The 15503-nt window shown below is 58.4% G+C and carries 11 protein-coding genes and 2 pseudogenes; 6 read left to right on the top strand and 7 right to left on the bottom strand.

The features are described 5' to 3' along the window. Together AC2YI2_RS34460 and AC2YI2_RS34455 are read left to right on the top strand one after the other, a co-directional pair. Positions 1-166, top strand: a pseudogene (locus tag AC2YI2_RS34460) (peptide ABC transporter permease); the annotation flags it as partial. Positions 167-338: 172 nt separating this feature from the next. Further along, positions 339-1673 carry an NAD(P)/FAD-dependent oxidoreductase gene (locus AC2YI2_RS34455; protein ID WP_487391033.1) on the top strand — a complete coding sequence of 445 codons (1335 nt, stop codon included), beginning with the start codon at positions 339-341 and terminating at the stop codon, positions 1671-1673. Between the two features lie 76 nt (positions 1674-1749). Here AC2YI2_RS34455 and AC2YI2_RS34450 read toward each other — a convergent pair whose 3' ends face one another. From AC2YI2_RS34450 to AC2YI2_RS34440, 3 genes are all read right to left on the bottom strand, one after another. Beyond that, a complete protein-coding gene (locus AC2YI2_RS34450) occupies positions 1750-2415 on the bottom strand; it encodes a GntR family transcriptional regulator (protein ID WP_487391031.1) in 666 nt (221 codons plus the stop codon). Between the two features lie 123 nt (positions 2416-2538). Then, complete coding sequence (locus AC2YI2_RS34445) at positions 2539-3909, bottom strand: aspartate aminotransferase family protein (protein WP_487391030.1); 1371 nt, start codon at positions 3907-3909, stop codon at positions 2539-2541. Positions 3910-3917: 8 nt separating this feature from the next. Beyond that, entirely contained in the window at positions 3918-4919 is a 1002-nt protein-coding gene (locus AC2YI2_RS34440; RefSeq protein ID WP_487391032.1) for a phosphotransferase, read from the bottom strand. Between the two features lie 591 nt (positions 4920-5510). Here AC2YI2_RS34440 and AC2YI2_RS34435 point away from each other — a divergent pair. Next, a complete protein-coding gene (locus tag AC2YI2_RS34435) occupies positions 5511-6182 on the top strand; it encodes a haloacid dehalogenase type II (protein ID WP_487391029.1) in 672 nt (223 codons plus the stop codon). A 292-nt stretch (positions 6183-6474) separates the two neighbouring features. Here AC2YI2_RS34435 and AC2YI2_RS34430 read toward each other — a convergent pair whose 3' ends face one another. The 4 genes from AC2YI2_RS34430 to AC2YI2_RS34415 form a co-directional block, all read right to left on the bottom strand. Further along, the gene (locus AC2YI2_RS34430; protein ID WP_487391028.1) at positions 6475-7827 is read right to left on the bottom strand and encodes an aspartate aminotransferase family protein; all 1353 of its coding nucleotides are present in this window, start codon (positions 7825-7827) and stop codon (positions 6475-6477) included. Positions 7828-7847: 20 nt separating this feature from the next. After that, positions 7848-8996, bottom strand: coding sequence for a phosphotransferase enzyme family protein (locus AC2YI2_RS34425; protein ID WP_487391027.1), 1149 nt, complete (start codon positions 8994-8996; stop codon positions 7848-7850). Positions 8997-9125: 129 nt separating this feature from the next. Beyond that, complete coding sequence (locus AC2YI2_RS34420; protein ID WP_487391026.1) at positions 9126-9794, bottom strand: haloacid dehalogenase type II; 669 nt, start codon at positions 9792-9794, stop codon at positions 9126-9128. A gap of 440 nt (positions 9795-10234) precedes the next feature. Further along, positions 10235-11110: a GNAT family N-acetyltransferase gene (locus AC2YI2_RS34415; protein ID WP_487391025.1), complete on the bottom strand. Its 876-nt coding sequence runs from the start codon at positions 11108-11110 to the stop codon at positions 10235-10237. Between the two features lie 714 nt (positions 11111-11824). On the opposite strand from AC2YI2_RS34415, the gene AC2YI2_RS34410 reads away from it, so the two are divergent. The 3 genes and pseudogenes from AC2YI2_RS34410 to AC2YI2_RS34400 all read left to right on the top strand — a co-directional run. Then, positions 11825-13489 (top strand): ABC transporter ATP-binding protein, encoded by a 1665-nt coding sequence (locus AC2YI2_RS34410; RefSeq protein WP_487391024.1) that lies wholly within the window; start codon positions 11825-11827, stop codon positions 13487-13489. Between the two features lie 37 nt (positions 13490-13526). After that, the gene (locus tag AC2YI2_RS34405) at positions 13527-15197 is read left to right on the top strand and encodes a peptide ABC transporter substrate-binding protein (RefSeq protein WP_487391023.1); all 1671 of its coding nucleotides are present in this window, start codon (positions 13527-13529) and stop codon (positions 15195-15197) included. Between the two features lie 66 nt (positions 15198-15263). Then, a pseudogene (locus AC2YI2_RS34400) lies at positions 15264-15503 on the top strand (diguanylate cyclase); the annotation flags it as partial.

The following is a 15503-nucleotide window of genomic DNA, read 5'->3' as shown; positions in this document are numbered from 1 at the left end:
CTTGCCCAGCTGGGGCAATATGTTGAATGGCGCCCAGCAGTATCTCGACAGCGCGCCGTGGCTGGCAATCATCCCGGGCGCCGCCATCACCATCGCGGTCACCAGCTTCAACTTCATCGGCGACGGCCTCCGTGACGCGCTTGATGTGCGGGGCGACCACAGCTGAGCAAATAGACACCTGGGATGGTAGCCGCCGCCTGAAGTGGTGGACAGATTTCGACGTGACCACCCTCTAGAGGGCAGGAGCATCGCTGCTCGCGATGAATTGCATTTTTGGGATCCAGCGCTCCTGTCGGGGACGGGGAGAATTCATGCATGATGCCAGAGGAATAAAGACTATGCCGGTTGACGTTCAGAAAGTAGCTGACAGCGCCTCCTTCCCGACCCAGGTGGATGTCGTCGTCATCGGGGCAGGGATCGTCGGCACCTGCTCGGCCTATGAAATGTCCCGCAAAGGAGTCTCCGTCGCTCTGCTCGAAAAGGGCATCGTCGGCGGAGAGCAGTCAAGCCGCAACTGGGGATGGGTCCGCCAGCAGAACCGAGACATCTACGAACTGGCCCTTGCCATGTACAGTGTGCGGCGCTGGGAAGAGCTAGGCACGGAGATCGGCCGGGATCTCGGGTTCCGGCGGAGCGGGATACTTTACTGCACCAAGAACGAGGCGGATGTCGCCCGGTGGGAAAAGTGGGGCCAGGCTGCGCGCGTTCAGGGATTTCACAGCCAAATACTCAGTGCTTCCGAGGCCAAAGCGAGGGCCTCGGGTGGGACGTCCTCCTGGGTCGGCGGCGTTTGGTCTCCGACCGATGGGAGAGCGGAGCCCAGCCTTGCCGTACCTGCAATCGCCGAGGCAGCGAAGGAAAAGGGTGTATCACTTCATCAGAACTGTGCCGTTCGTGGTCTGGACATCGCCAACGGTCGGGTAGCGGGAGTTTGGACAGAACGGGGGCTTGTAAAAGCCAGCACCGTTGTCTGCGCCGGTGGGGCATGGGCTTCTCGCTTTTCTCATCGCTATGGCATTGAACTCCCAGTCGCAAACATCGCTGGCACGGCGATCAAGACGACCCCCGCACCTGAAATCATTCAAGCAGGATGCCTCTCTGCTTCGAACTTTGTGTTGCGGCGTCGGACCGATGGTTCTTACACAGTCGCCGTGCCCGGACATGGTACGCTCGACATCACGCCGCGGGGACTGCGGTACGCGTTGAAGTTCTATCAGATGTACCGCAGCAAAATCGGCAAGAAGCTCAAATACCGCCTCAATAGCAGCTTCTGGAACGGTCCCGATGCGTTCGGTAGCTGGGAGAACGACGAAATCTCGCCGTTTGAAAAGATCCGCATTCTCGATCCGGCGCCGGACGGGGAACTGGTCAAGCTGGCTATCAAGAACCTTCAACGTGAATACCCGGCGCTCAAGGGAATTGGGGTCGAGCGCGCGTGGGGAGGGCTCATCGATACCTCTCCGGATCTCGTTCCCGTTATCTCAAGAGTCGAGCAATTGCCTGGTTACGTGATTGCCGCGGGCTTCAGCGGACACGGCTTTGCCATCGGACCTGGGGCCGGGCGGCTGGTGAGCGATATCGTCTTGAACGAAACTCCGATGACGGACATCTCACCCTACAGGCTCAGCCGGTTTCTCGACGGTTCTGCGATCAGACGTCCGGAAATGATGTAGCCGCCGGCACCCGCTTGAGCCAGGGCGAATCTTAATACAGTGATATGGGATTAATTTTCTTGGAGGAATTCGCTGGTCAGCGTTTATCGAGTAATTTGATCCGGAGATCTTCCCAGTGCTCGTCAAACGCCTCTCGCGCGGTATCATAGTGGCGGCTCCTCAAGCTGTTAATGAGCCTTTCGTGTTCTTCCGCCATTTCTTCCGCAGTGGCGTAGAAATCCTGCCGTTGTACGAGAAGAAGCTCGATCTCGCCCTCGAGGCCCGAATAGGTTCGCTTGAGGCGAGCGCTGCCGCTCGCGGCAATGATCGCCCGGTGGAAGTCACGGTCCGCAGCCACCAGCAAGGACCTGTCGGAGGATAGGGTCGACCTATGCATAAGCTCGACTGCTTCCAACGCCTGAGAAGGGATGATCCCGGTCAGCACGATCAGACGGATGGCCTCGCCCTCGATTGCGCCCCGCACGCGGGTAATATCGACAATGTCGTCAGGCCCAAACTCAGGCACAAGAAAACCTCGGTTCGGTATCTGACGCAGCAGGCCCTGCGTGACGAGCACCTGGGCCGCTGTACGGAATGTGTGACGTGAGGTCGAATGCTCCTCGCACATCTTCACGTCGCGGAGGAACTCGCCTGGTCGGAAATCTCCGGACAAGATGCGCCGTCGCAAAGCCTCGGTCAGGATTTCCACCGCGCTAACGGGCAAGGACTCTGCATTCGTCTGAAGATCTTTTGCTTGGTTCATGGCTTGCAGCGGCGGTTTGGCTCTGGCTTCGGTCGGGTTTTTGTTTGCATCATACCTACGCCACATGCGGCGGCGTAGGGCAAGCGAGATGTCGAGTGGCTCCCGGCCGCTTCGTGGCGAGTCCTAGACCGCCACCGACCGAAGTGCGTCGTCGACGCCTTCGAGCAGACGCGTCGCGTTGGCGGATGTGAAGATGAGCGGAGGTCTGATCTTTAGGATATGCGCGTCCGCTCCTGTCGCGGAAATGAGGATGCGCCGGTCGCGCAAGGCGTTGACGGCTGCGAGCGCACGGTCCATGTCTGGCGTTTTCCGGTCCCGATCCTTAACGAGTTCGACGGCGAAATAGAGACCGGTCCCGCGAACATCGCCGACGAACTCATATTTCTTCTGGAGGTCACGGAGGCCGTGAAGGATTTCGCCGCCGACCTTGGCGGCATTGTCCATCAGACCCTCTTCGAGGATCGTGTCGAGCACCGCCTGTGCGGCGGCAATGGCGACGGAGTTACCGCCAAACGTGTTGAAATAGCGCATGCTGGATCCGAATTCGGCGACGAGTTCGGGCCGCAGGACTACGCCGGCAACGGGATAGCCGTTGCCCATAGGCTTGCCCATGGTGACGATGTCTGGTTCGACCTTGTGACGTTGGTAACCCCAGAGATGGGTGCCGGTCCGTCCGAATCCCGATTGCACCTCGTCGGCGATGAAAAGGCCGCCCGCCTTGCGCACTACCTCCGCCACCGGCGCCAATATGTCCGTCGGATCGACATAAAGACCGTCGGAAGAGAAGACGGAGTCGGCGATGAAGGCTGCGAGGCCACCGCCATGCCGCTCCATGTCGGCGATCTGCCGCGCGACATCCTCCACCATCCGCCGACCAGTTTCCACGACGGGCAGGCGATAGGAATCTGGCGCGGCGACCGTGCGAAGATAGGGATCAAGGGCCGATTTCTTGCCGAGCGACGGCGAAATTGCAGCGACCGCGCCGCTGTTGCCGTGATACGCTTCGGCTGTGACGATGACGCCGGTCTTGCCTGTGTGGTAACGCGCAATACGCAATGCGAGATCGTTGGCTTCCGAGCCCGTGCATGTGAACATCGCGCATCCGGTCCGGCCGAGCTCTCCACCGAATGTGTCGATCAGGGCCTCAGAGTAGTCCAGCAGAGGCTCCTGCATATAGCGCGTGTGTGTACAGAGTGTCTCGAGTTGCTTTTGGATCGCCTCGACGACACGCGGATGAGAGTGACCCAATGACACCACGTTGTTATAGGCGTCGAGGTATTCGTTGCCGTGCTTGTCATAGAGGAAGACGCCCTTGGCGCGCGAGATCTCCACCGGCGACTTGTAGAAGAGCCGATAAGCGGGCCCGAGCAGCCTTTGCCGCCTGGCGACATGCTCCAGATCTTCACTTGTGAGATGAGACGTGTCCTGAGGGTTGAAGCCATTCGGCATGTCGCCACGAAAGCCTTTGGGCAGGGTAGTCGTTTGCTTGAGCATGACAGTTCCTATCGTGTCAGAAGATCGGAGATCTGGACGGTCGAAATCGAGTGGAACCACTCCAAGTGGGCCCAGCCGGCCTCTGTATTGCGCAGGATATAGCGGCTATTGTCGGGGAAGATTTCAGCGCGCCAGCACGTCAATAGCGCACGGACCGCAAGGCGCCCCATCGACAGGAAGGGGATGAGCCGGAGCTCCTCGTCGGTCAGTTCGGCGTGGCGGAGATATCCGCGCAGTATGTCGCGCGGTTCGTCGAACAGGTCGCGCCGGTTCACATGGTCGAAGTTCTTTGGCATCTGATTCATCAGCGCCGTGGAGACGTCGACGGCGATCGCCGTTCGGACCGCATCTCCGAAGTCGATCACGCCGGTCAGGAACTGCGGGCTAGCATCATCAACGACCAGGTTCGACGTATTGAAGTCATTGTGAAGCACTTGCCGGCGGCATAGGTCGAGTCTTGGCTTGATCTCGGCAAACCGCTCGAGCGCTCGGACGGTCCAAGCGCGCTTGCCCCCCTCTGGGATGAAGCTCAACAGATCGGAAAGATCGAGCAGATGGGTGACGTCCCATGCCAGCGCCCGGTCGTCTGCGGGATGCGAGAAATCGGCCATGGAATGACGCAGCTTTGCCAGGGTTTCGCCGATCCGTTCGCGCTGCGGGGGTGTTGAACACGTCCGGTCGAGCGGAGTACCGGGCAGGAAGGTGATAAGCCGCACGACACGCCGCTCGCCCGCATTGGTCGTGACGACAGGCAAATCCGTTCCGTCGATGGCGCGATGTACCCGTGGGGTGGGTAGGTCAGGGGCCCGCTGCTCGACATGGCGCATCAGCGCGACCTGAAAATCGAGCTCCTGCATTCTCTCAGAAGGATGAGCGATCTTTAAGACGAATTTCCCCTGACCTGCGCAATTGAGGAGGAATGTATCGTCTTTCTCGGTTTCGAAGCGAGTGGGCGAGCCACGTACGCCATAAAACCGTTCAGCGATTTCTTCAGCTTCCTCGCTGCCCACAGGATGGCACACTTCGGAGAGTTCAGCGGCGCGGGCTGGCCCACTTTGATGCTTTTGATCCATCTTCAACTCATTCGCCGGTCCTGCCTCCAGAATGGGCAGTTCGATGACGTTGATATCTCATATCCAGATTTTTGTACAACAATTATTTTGAATCGCGAGAATGTATCGCCCCAAAGCGCGATTTCTCCAGTCAAGTAACGCGTTCTCAATTTGAGATATTATCCATGTTATTCAATGCTTTGAATGGGCGATCAGTTGTTGGTGGAACGGCTGCGCACCCAGCAAGCGCAGTAGCGCCTCGAACGACAAGCTCACAAATTGTTGGACAACCTATTGCCACAGGCTCGAAGTTGTGGTTTTGTATCCCCGCTCACCGGAATCCAGTAGGCGAGGTTGAGTGCTCGGCTTGGTTGATGAGCTCGATCCCAAACGGGCAAGGAAAAGAGACTGATCAATACGGACTCGCGAAAGTACCTGCGTCGCTGACCCATCGGGAGTACGGGCCGCAGCTCTTTCTTAGGCAGGCAGCATGCCCCGATAACCTTGTATCGGCACACTGTGTCGTGAAATTTGGAAGGAATACACGTCATGACCCAATTTCGACCGAAGTTCGTCACCTTCGACTGCTACGGCACACTCACCAATTTCGATATGGCCGGCGCTGCGCGGCGCGTCTACGGCGAGCGTCTCTCGCCAGAGGCGATGGCGGACTTGGTGGAGGCTTTTAGAGGCTATCGCCTCGACGAGGTATTAGGGCCATGGAAACCTCTCCTCGAAGTGGTGCATAATTCCATCGAACGCAGCTGCAAACGCATCGATATCCCGTTCAAACCGGAGGATGCGCAGCGGATCTATGACGAAGTACCAACGTGGGGTCCGCACCCTGACGTCCCGGCAGGTCTGTCCAAGGTGGCCAAGGAAATTCCGCTGGTCATCCTGTCGAACTCCATGAACGACCTAATCATGTCGAATGTCGAAAAGCTTGGCGCGCCCATCCATATGGTAATCACGGCAGAGGAAGTCGGGGCATACAAGCCTTTAATGAAGGGTTTCGAATACATGCTCGACAAGCTCGGCTGCGGGCCCGAAGACATTACCCATGTGTCCTCATCCTTCCGCTATGACCTGATGACCGCCTATGACCTGGGCATCAAGAGCAAGGTCTGGGTCAACCGCGGCCATGAGCCGGCCAACCCCTTCTACCAATACACCGAGATAAAGGATATCGGTGGGTTAGCCGCAGCCGTTGGTTTGGAGTAAGCGCTCAATGTCGCCTGAAACCAGCTCTCAGGCGCTGGTTCTACGATCAGATTGGGGCGGTTAACGCGCCCCGTCTCTTATCGGTTGCGGGCGAGCTAGCAGGCCGCTGTCGATATTCTTGTTAGCAACCAGGCGTGCTCAAGCCGCTCCACGTCCTGTTACGAACAAGGGACAACGGAGCAATTAGACAGTTGACGATCTTAGCTTGATCCTAAATTGAACGGTGCCTGGGGCGTGCATTACCTTGTCGACGACCGCTCGATCCGATGTCGGTTAGCGCGGACGCCGGCCGTCAGGCGCTCGCAACCACCAACTCATCAGGTTTCAGCCCTGTCAGGGCGCGTCTAATGGCAACAAGGAAGAGGTCGACGTCTCCGGGTTGGCAGATGAGCGGCGGGCGCACTTTAAGTGTATCTTCATTGGCTCCCGTCGTGCTGATGAGCACGCCATCATCCCGCATCGCATTGACGAGATCCAGAGCCATTGCGCGCCTGTCCAGCGTCGGCATCTCCGCGGGTCCGATGTCGATGCCGAAGAAAAGGCCTGCATTGCGGATGGCACGAATGCCACCATGCTTCCTTGCTACCTCCTCCAGCCCGGCACTGAGACGCTTGCTCATGGCAAGCGCGTGTTGAGGGATTTGGTCGCGTTGCAAGATGGTCAACACGGCGTCCGCCGTCGCAATGCCCACCGTATTGCCGGCAAAGGTGTTTGAATAGCGAGCAGTTGCGCCGAACCGCTCCATCGGCCCTTTGCGACCAACGACTGCGCCAATCGGAAACCCGTTGCCCATTGGCTTGCCCAGCGTCACAAGGTCCGGAACGATCCCATGCCGCTCAAAGCCCCACATATGAGCGCCAGTTCGCCCAAAGCCCGGCTGAACTTCGTCGGCTATGACGAGGCCGCCCGCGTCCCGTACCGCTGCGGCTCCGCCGGCAATGAATCCAGGAGGATCTACCCATACGCCGTCGCTTGAAAAGATACTGTCGATGAGCAGAGCGGCAACGCCTATGCCGCGACGGGTCAGATCTTGTATCGCTGAACGAACCTGAGCCTCGAAAAAGTCGGCGGCTTGCGTTTCTGGTATGCCTGACGGGCCGGGTAGCGAAACCATGCGCACAAATGGGCTGAGCTTGACCGCGTCTCCCAAGTTCGGCGACACCGCCGCCACGGCCGCGCTCGTGCCGTGATACGCATGCGAGGAGACGATCACACCCTCGCCGCCACTCACGAGGCGCGCGATCCGAAGGGCAAGATCGTTGGATTCACTGCCCGTGCAGGTGAAGACCACGCGGTCGAGCTCTTTTGGGAACGTATCGACCAGCCGCTCGGCATAGTCGACAAGTCTTGGCTCGAGATAACGTGTGTTGGCGCTGATACGCGCCGCCTGTTCCGCCATTGCGGCGTTCACCTCGGGGTGGCAATGACCGAGAGAGGGAACGTTATTGTAGAAGTCGAGATAAGCCCCGCCATCCGGATCGTAGAGCCACATGCCTTCGCCGCGAACGAAATGCACGGGCCGTCGGTATTGCAGTCGATAAGATGCTCCCAAAACTGCACCACGGCGGGCAATGAGTTCGGTCTCGCGCGCTGGAAGGTCGGACTCACCGGGGCTGTAGCGATTGGGCATAAGGTCTGTGGACATGTTTGCTGCCTGTCTGAGAGTTACGGCGACGGCTGTGACACTGCCGCGAGGACTGCCGCTTCGCCTGATGCAGTAGAAAGAGGCGCCAGGATTGCTAGCCCGCGCTCGGCACGCGCAACATTCTTTTTTATATATTGCGCGTCGGCGGGAAAAAGGGTGGCGCGCCAGTAGTTGACCAGTATCAGCGCACTTTGCCGTGCGCGAATGAGTCCGACCAACAGCCTTGCTTCCAAGACGGAAAGTGGGACGACCGCGGCATAGCCGGCAATGAGATGTTCGGCGCCGCCCAAAGGAAGGGCCGGGTCTGCCACGACGTGGCTTGCCGCGATTACCAGATCCTGGATTCTTGGACTCCAGCAGCCATCGCCGAAATCAATGAAACCCAATGCCTGACCGGTAACGATTGTGTTGAAAGGGCTAGGATCGTTATGCGTGACCTGCCACTGCAAGTTTGGGATCTCCGGCTCGACGAACCTCATGTACTCCGTCATCGCGGTCCGAACGCTTTCGGCAACGCTGTCAGACGGTAGGTGTTCTTCCAATTCCATCAATCGCGGCCAGCATCCGACATGCCAGAGAATGGGGCGATGGGCTGCGGGTAGGTTGACTTGCGTAAGGGCGAGGTCCAGCCGGCCGAGTGCACTACCGGTACGAAAGAGGAGATCAGGAGTGAGTGTCTCCTTGTGCAGAGACACGCCCTCAATTCGGGTCTGCAAGTAACCACTTATACCCTCTTCCTCAAACATCAACGCGCCGCCATTGGTGCGGATAACAGTGGGTGCAACAAATCCCACGCTTCCATGTAGCGCCGCCAAGGCGGCGCTTTGGAAACGGAAGCTGTCGATCGCCTCGCGTCGTGCCGACGTCTTCAGGATCAATTGGCGGCCGTCCGCCAGGGAGACCGCAGCAGTGCGTTCGACCTCGGAGGATAAGACCGTGATCGATCCTTCCAGTCCGTAGTGCCGCTTGAGCAGTGTCGTCGAAATGTCCGCTTCAGACTTGTCTGGCGGCACTGAGAGGATCGCGGCTGCGGCACGAAAATAGGCTTCCGTCGATTCTGCAGCATACGGCAGGTGACGTGAGCCCGCAGCCGCGGCGCCGTTGTGCCCGTCTGGTTCCTGATCAGCAGCAAGACCAATATGATCGCCCAATTTGAAGATCCTCGCCATTCATGGTGCATTTCGTCCTGCGAAGTTGGATGCCTTGATCAAGTTCTGACTGGATCAGAGCGGGCACTCTAGCTTTGCTGACTGGCCCGCGCGGTTTCGAGTCTTGCACCGCTGTTGCCTTAGTTCAAATCAGAGTCCGAACACGCCGGGCAGCTGCGAAATATCGCGGATCTCAGTGTATTCATAATAGGGGTTGGCCGGCTCATGGCCACGATTGACCCACACCTTGCTCTTGATACCGAGATCAAAGGCGGACATCAGGTCGTGACGGAAAGACGACGAAACATGCGTTATGTCCTCCGGTCCGCATCCCAGCATGTCGAACATATATTCGAACGCCTTCAGGTGCGGCTTGTAGGCTCCCGCTTCTTCTGCAGTATAGACGGCATGAAACGGCGCGCCGAGCTTTGCAACGTTGGACGGGATCTGGGCCAGCATGGAATTTGTAAGAATTACCAGCGGGATTTCCTTGGCCAGCTTGGCGAGGCCCTCGGGTACATCCGGATGCGGTCCCCAGGTCGGTACGCGGTTGTAGATGGTTTCAGCGTCTTCGGGCCGGAATGCAACTTTGTTGCGGCGGCACGTGCGCTCCAATGCGTTGTGAACAACGTCGGCATAGGGCTGCCAATCCTGCATTACCTCATCGATGCGATACGCTTGGAAGTTCTTGATAAATTCCTCCATGCGCGGTCCATCCAGGAGATGACCGAACAGGTCACGAGCGGCTCCCGCCATCTGAAAGTCGATCAGCGTACCGTGGCAGTCGAATGTTACGTATTTTGGCCTGAAGCGGTCCATGTCCTTGGCTCCTGTGAACTCTGTGGCATGGACGAAGCATAGTTGCAGTTGTTTGGCAGAATGTGCCGGAATGCTTGGTCTTTCAGCAGAAGTCTCTTCGGTTGCGGCGAATCCCGCACAACCTTTCGCTGGCGCCGCGTCGCAGTTGGATCGTTTCCTGAGTTGAGCTGTTGCCCCACCGAAGTGCAGCCGTTCGCGAGCGGGGCATTATGGAGCGTTATGTTGGAAGCCGAGTAAAGCATTGCGCTCTGGCTCAATGTCAGCTGGCGAGAAGCGGATAGTAGGGAATACTTAGTAGCTTCAAGAACTGTCATTTCGAGCGTCGGTACGCCGAAATCGGAGCCACGCAAGAGGTGACCCCGAGGTTGCTCCGATCAGCCTGCCGTGTGTACGGCCCGACCAAAGCGATCAAACCCATACATCATGGGACGGGCTGCGGTTCAACCGAGCGCGTGACCAGCCAAGCCATAAACCCAAGGCTCGCCGGCCTTACGGTTCAAAAGGAGTCGGCCCCGCGACATAGTCGTGACCCGTTCGGCCACTTGAAGGTCACTCGCGCGAAGAAAGTTGACCAATGGTCCTGTTTCCCGCGTGTCGACACGCGCGAATTGCCCTTTCAGATTCCGTAGATGGACGGCAATAAGCTGAAGTGCATCATCGTCATTGCTTGCTACGACGGGGCCGATGACATGGCCGCGACCGAACTCCCGACATACGGAATAGCCGACGATCTCCCCATTCCGGCAAAGGGTTTGGATGGTGGATATCGGGGCTAGCGCTGAGATCAGCTCCTCGCGCTTCCAACCGAACGCCTGAGTATCAAGTTCGATGATCTGCCCGCGTGCATCAATCCCCGCCTCGATCAAATCGCCGTTCGTTGCCGGCAAATCGGGGAGGGAGGAAGCAACTAAGCCTTGGTACATCGACACCGTCGCTTCGTTTGCAAAACCCAGCGAGACATATAGATTGTGTGCCGCACGCGTGGAATTGAGATACAGATTTCTTCCGCGGCATTCTTCGAATACCTGCTCCATGAGCCAACGCGCATTACCCTGAGCCTGGGAGCGCGGCGTAGTTATCACTAGGCCGATCGTCGCAACGTCTTGGCCGTAGGGGAACCACATGGCGCTTCCGAATACCCGGCCGATGTCGTCCACGACCGCGATACCCCGGCCGAACTGGCGAATCCAATCCCAGTCTTTGGGACGGTGTGGCCACCCGACCGCCACGGACAACGCATGCAGCGAGCCGACATCGATCTCATTGATGTCCCGAGCCACCAATTCGAATGACTTGAGTCGAACTGATTTCGCCATTTGACTTTGAACTCCTTTGCCCGCTCAACAAGTGCAACGGCCTCGGCAATGCTATCGCCAAGCGTCAATCAGCTCATGATTGCACGTTAGACCCGGCATCTTTCACTGATTTGCCCTTAGGGTTCGAAATCTTCTTCCGAAATACGTGCGCCGGGCAGGACCAAACCCTTGTGCCACCATTCGCTTTAAGTAGCATCGCGCCGGTGACAACGCAACTTCGCGATTGGTCAGTGCGAAGTTCCAGGCTGCCGGTGGGCCGCGCGCAGAACAGAGCTAGCCGAAGAGGTGAAAATGCTCTCGTGCGCTAATGGCTTGAAATATTTCATAATTAGCTCTGCATGGTCTTCGAAGAGCGTCAAGAAATGCTGCAGGCGCCGGCCATTTTGGAATTTCATGCTGTTGCGGCACCGTAATTCGGTGACTCCTTCGGCAAGAGAGGTCGATACTGGCCTCATTCGGTCGTGGCATGTCGTGCAACAGCAGAGGACGCCAAGCGGCATCTTCTTACAAGACACCGCGAACAAAGATGTAGTGACGATCAAACGGCTTCACGCCTGGAGGAGACGCAGAGCCGCCGCTCAATCGGGAAACATCCTGCATGTATCGGTAGGAGCTCGGCAGTCTGTATTAGTGCGTGGATAAATAGAGCATACGCCGGTCCCCCCAGGGACGTTACAACTGCCGCATCGTCAGCGATGAACAGGAGATAACTCGATGACCGCCAGCATCCAGACTTTGGGCGCGAACGACGTGGCGCTCTCCGTGCGCGGCCTGACTATCAGCCTTCCGAAAGGGATGGAGCGGGCGTTCGCTGTCGAGAATATCTCATTCAATCTAAAGCGCGGAGAGATCTTGTGCATCATCGGCGAGTCCGGGTCGGGCAAATCGGTGACTGCCAGCACGATCATGGGCCTACTGCCGAAGGTGATACCGGTGTCGGCGGGCACGATTCATCTCGAAGGCACGGCCATTGTCGGGGCTTCTCCTGAACAGCTCAGGGATCTGCGTGGTCGTGTGGTTTCGATGATCTTCCAGGATCCGCTATCGGCCTTAAACCCGCTGATGACAGTCGGGGAGCAGGTCACCGAAGTCATGGCAGCGCATAATGTCGGAACGCCGGCGTCGCGTCGGAGCCGTACTCATGAACTGCTGACTGAAGTGGGATTGCCGGACCCGGAGTTGATGTACCACCAGTACCCCTTCCGACTGTCGGGGGGGCAGCGCCAGCGCGTTATGATCGCGATGGCTTTGGCGCTCGAGCCTAAGATCCTCATTGCGGACGAGCCGACAACGGCCCTGGACGTAACCACCCAAGCCCAGATTCTGAAACTGATCCGCGACATCCAACGCCGCAAGGGCATGAGTGTGATGTTCATCACCCACGATTTCGGCGTTGTCGCGGAGATCGCCGACAGTGTGGTTGTAATGGAAAAGGGCCATATCGTCGAACATGGCAGTGCAGAACAGATACTGAAGGCGCCCCGGCATCCCTATACGCAACGCCTTGTCGCTGCTGTCCCCCATCTCAGCGGCAGGGACCGCGTGCATGAAGACGCGGCTCCCGCCAAGCCGGTCATGAAGGTCGAAAGTCTGGTCAAGACCTATCGAAGCAGCGGTGTGCTTTTCGGCAAGAAGCGGATTGTTACCGCCGTGAACGACGTATCGTTCGACCTGGCGCATGGGCGCACTCTTGGCATTGTTGGCGAGAGCGGCTCTGGCAAATCATCGCTTGGGCGGCTGCTGATCAAGCTGATGGACAGCGACGGCGGACGGATTCTGTTTGAGGGCCACGATATCGCGAAGCTTTCCGAAGCGGCGTTTCGCCCAATGCGACCGCGGATCCAGATGATCTTCCAGGATCCATTCGCGTCCTTGAATCCTCGTTCGACGATTGGGCAGATTCTTACCGTCGGCCCAGTTGCCCACGGGATGCCCTATGCCCAGGCCCGGGAGGAGGCGAAGACGCTGCTGTCCCATGTGGGACTCGATGCAGGTGCCTTCGGCCGCTACCCGCACGAATTTTCCGGCGGCCAACGCCAGCGCATCGGAATAGCGCGAGCATTGATGTTCAAGCCGACGCTTCTCATTGCGGACGAGGCCGTGTCGGCGCTGGATGTGTCGATCCAGGCCCAGATCCTGAAACTTCTCGACCAGATCCAGCGCGAAACCGGCGTATCGATGATCTTCATCACCCATGATCTGCGCGTCGCCAGCCAGATCTGCGACGAAATCGCGGTGATGCAAAAGGGCCGGATTGTTGAACACGGTCCGCCATCTCAAATCTTCCTGGACCCGCAATCGGCCTACACGCGTGAGCTGGTGGCGGCGATCCCTGGAGAGCGGCCGAGGAGCACCCGGCCGATTGCTGCAAATATTTGATAGCCACGGCGAGTATCGCCATCAAGGGAGAGAAGTCATGACTAAGGATCTTACCACCAAATCGACCTATTCGCGACGCGATGCTCTACGCTTGATGGCGGCAGGCGGCGTTGCGTGCTTTGTCGCACCCAACCTGCTCGGCAAACCCGCTCTTGCAGCAAACCTTCCGACAACGCCGACCGGCCGCGTCGTCGTCGGGCTATCGCAAGAACCTACCGTCTTCAATCCGTTGATGGCGCATACCGAGGTCGACGATGCACTGCATTTCTCGGTGTTCGATGCGCTCTTTCGGATGGACCCCGAGGGCGTTCTTCAGCCCAATCTTGCCGCCGAAGTGCCGACCCAGAAGAATGGAGGGATTTCGGAGGACGGCTTGCAGTGGCGCGTTCGTCTGCGTGACGACGTCCGCTGGCATGACGGCGAGCCCTTCACGGCCGAGGATGTGAAGTTCACCCTCGAACTCATCACCAACCCCAACTTCCGCGCGTGGCGCACGGGCGGCCATTCATTGGTACGCGATATCAAGGTGGTCTCGCCGACCGAGATCACCTGGCGGATGGAGAGCGTTTTCGCCCCTTACCTGTCGTTTCTCGCCGAAACCTTCATTGTGCCGAAGCACATTCTCGGGAAAGAGGCCGACCCCAATGAGGCCGCCTTCAATCAGTCGCCTGTCGGCACCGGCGCATTCAAATGGGTGCAGCGCACCGCAGGCGATCATATCGAACTCGTCGCGAATACGGACTATGTCGGGGAGGGCCCCTATTTGGAGCGGCTCGTCCTCAAATACATTCCTGACATGACGGTGCTCTACACCCAGTTCAAGAGCGGCGACATCGACCTGGTCGACCAAGGATTCATTACCGCCGACCACTACGAGGAAGCCAGCAAATTGCCGGGTCGCGTGGTGACATTGGAGCCTGGGGCATCCGTCGAGTCGATCTATCTCAATCTCGAGCGGCCGCAATTCAAGGACCCCGCCGTGCGCCAGGCGCTTTACGCCGCCATGGACAGAAAAGCGATTATCGACGCGATCTATTATGGCGTGGGCAACCTCACCGAGACGTTCATGCCGCAGAATTCCTTCTACTACAATGCGGACCTGCCAGCGCAGGAATATAGCCTCGATCGGGCGCGTCAGATCCTTGACGAGGCGGGCTGGGTACCGGGATCGGATGGCATCCGCGCTAAGGACGGCGTTCGGTTGTCGTTCTCCAACGCAACGACGGCCGGCAACAATCTGCGCGAACAGGTGCAGCAGTTCCTGCAACAGTCCTTCGCCGAAATTGGCGTCGAGATGACCATATCGAACCTGCCCGGCGCAGTCATGTGGGGCGATTTCTGGCTCAAATCGCAGTACGACTCAGCCATCTCGGGTGTAACCAATGTGATTGCGGCCGACCCCGACGTCACCAACCGCCTGCACACCAGCGCAATTGCCGCAAAGGGCGGGAAGGGCTCGAACACGGGCCAATACTCAAACCCGGAGGTCGACGCTCTGCTGGAAAAGGGTGCCCGTACTTTCGACCCGGAAGCACGCCGCGCCATCTATCTGCGTGTGCAGGAAATCGTCCGTCACGACCTGCCGTTCCTGCCTCTGTTTGCCTACACCAACCTGTTCGGGCGCAAGGAAGGGCTAGAGGGCTTCAAGGCGAATTCCAACACCCGCGTCGCATCCTGGCATGCCGCTGGATGGCATTGGAAGAGCTGACCTACGCCGCCGCCGCCGCGATTTGCGGCGGCGGCCATCCATTGACGCTGTCATGAGGATAGACGAATGCGCGGCTTCCTACTCAACCGGTTATTCCAGAGCCTCATCCTGCTCGTGATTGTTTCGGTCATCGGCTTCGTTATCCTGAACCTGATCCCGGGTGGCCCATTGGCACAGTTTGGGCTCGATCCCAGCATGACGCAGGACGATCTCGACCGACTTAAAGAGCAACTGGGGCTCAATCGTCCGCTTTGGATACAGTATTTTGACTGGGCCTGGCGCCTTTTACAGGGCGATTGGGGCCAC

The organism is Rhizobium sp. SRI_017 (genome assembly GCF_057586295.1).
Note: the sequence above shows the minus strand (reverse complement) of the source record. Positions and strands in the feature narration are given on the sequence as shown.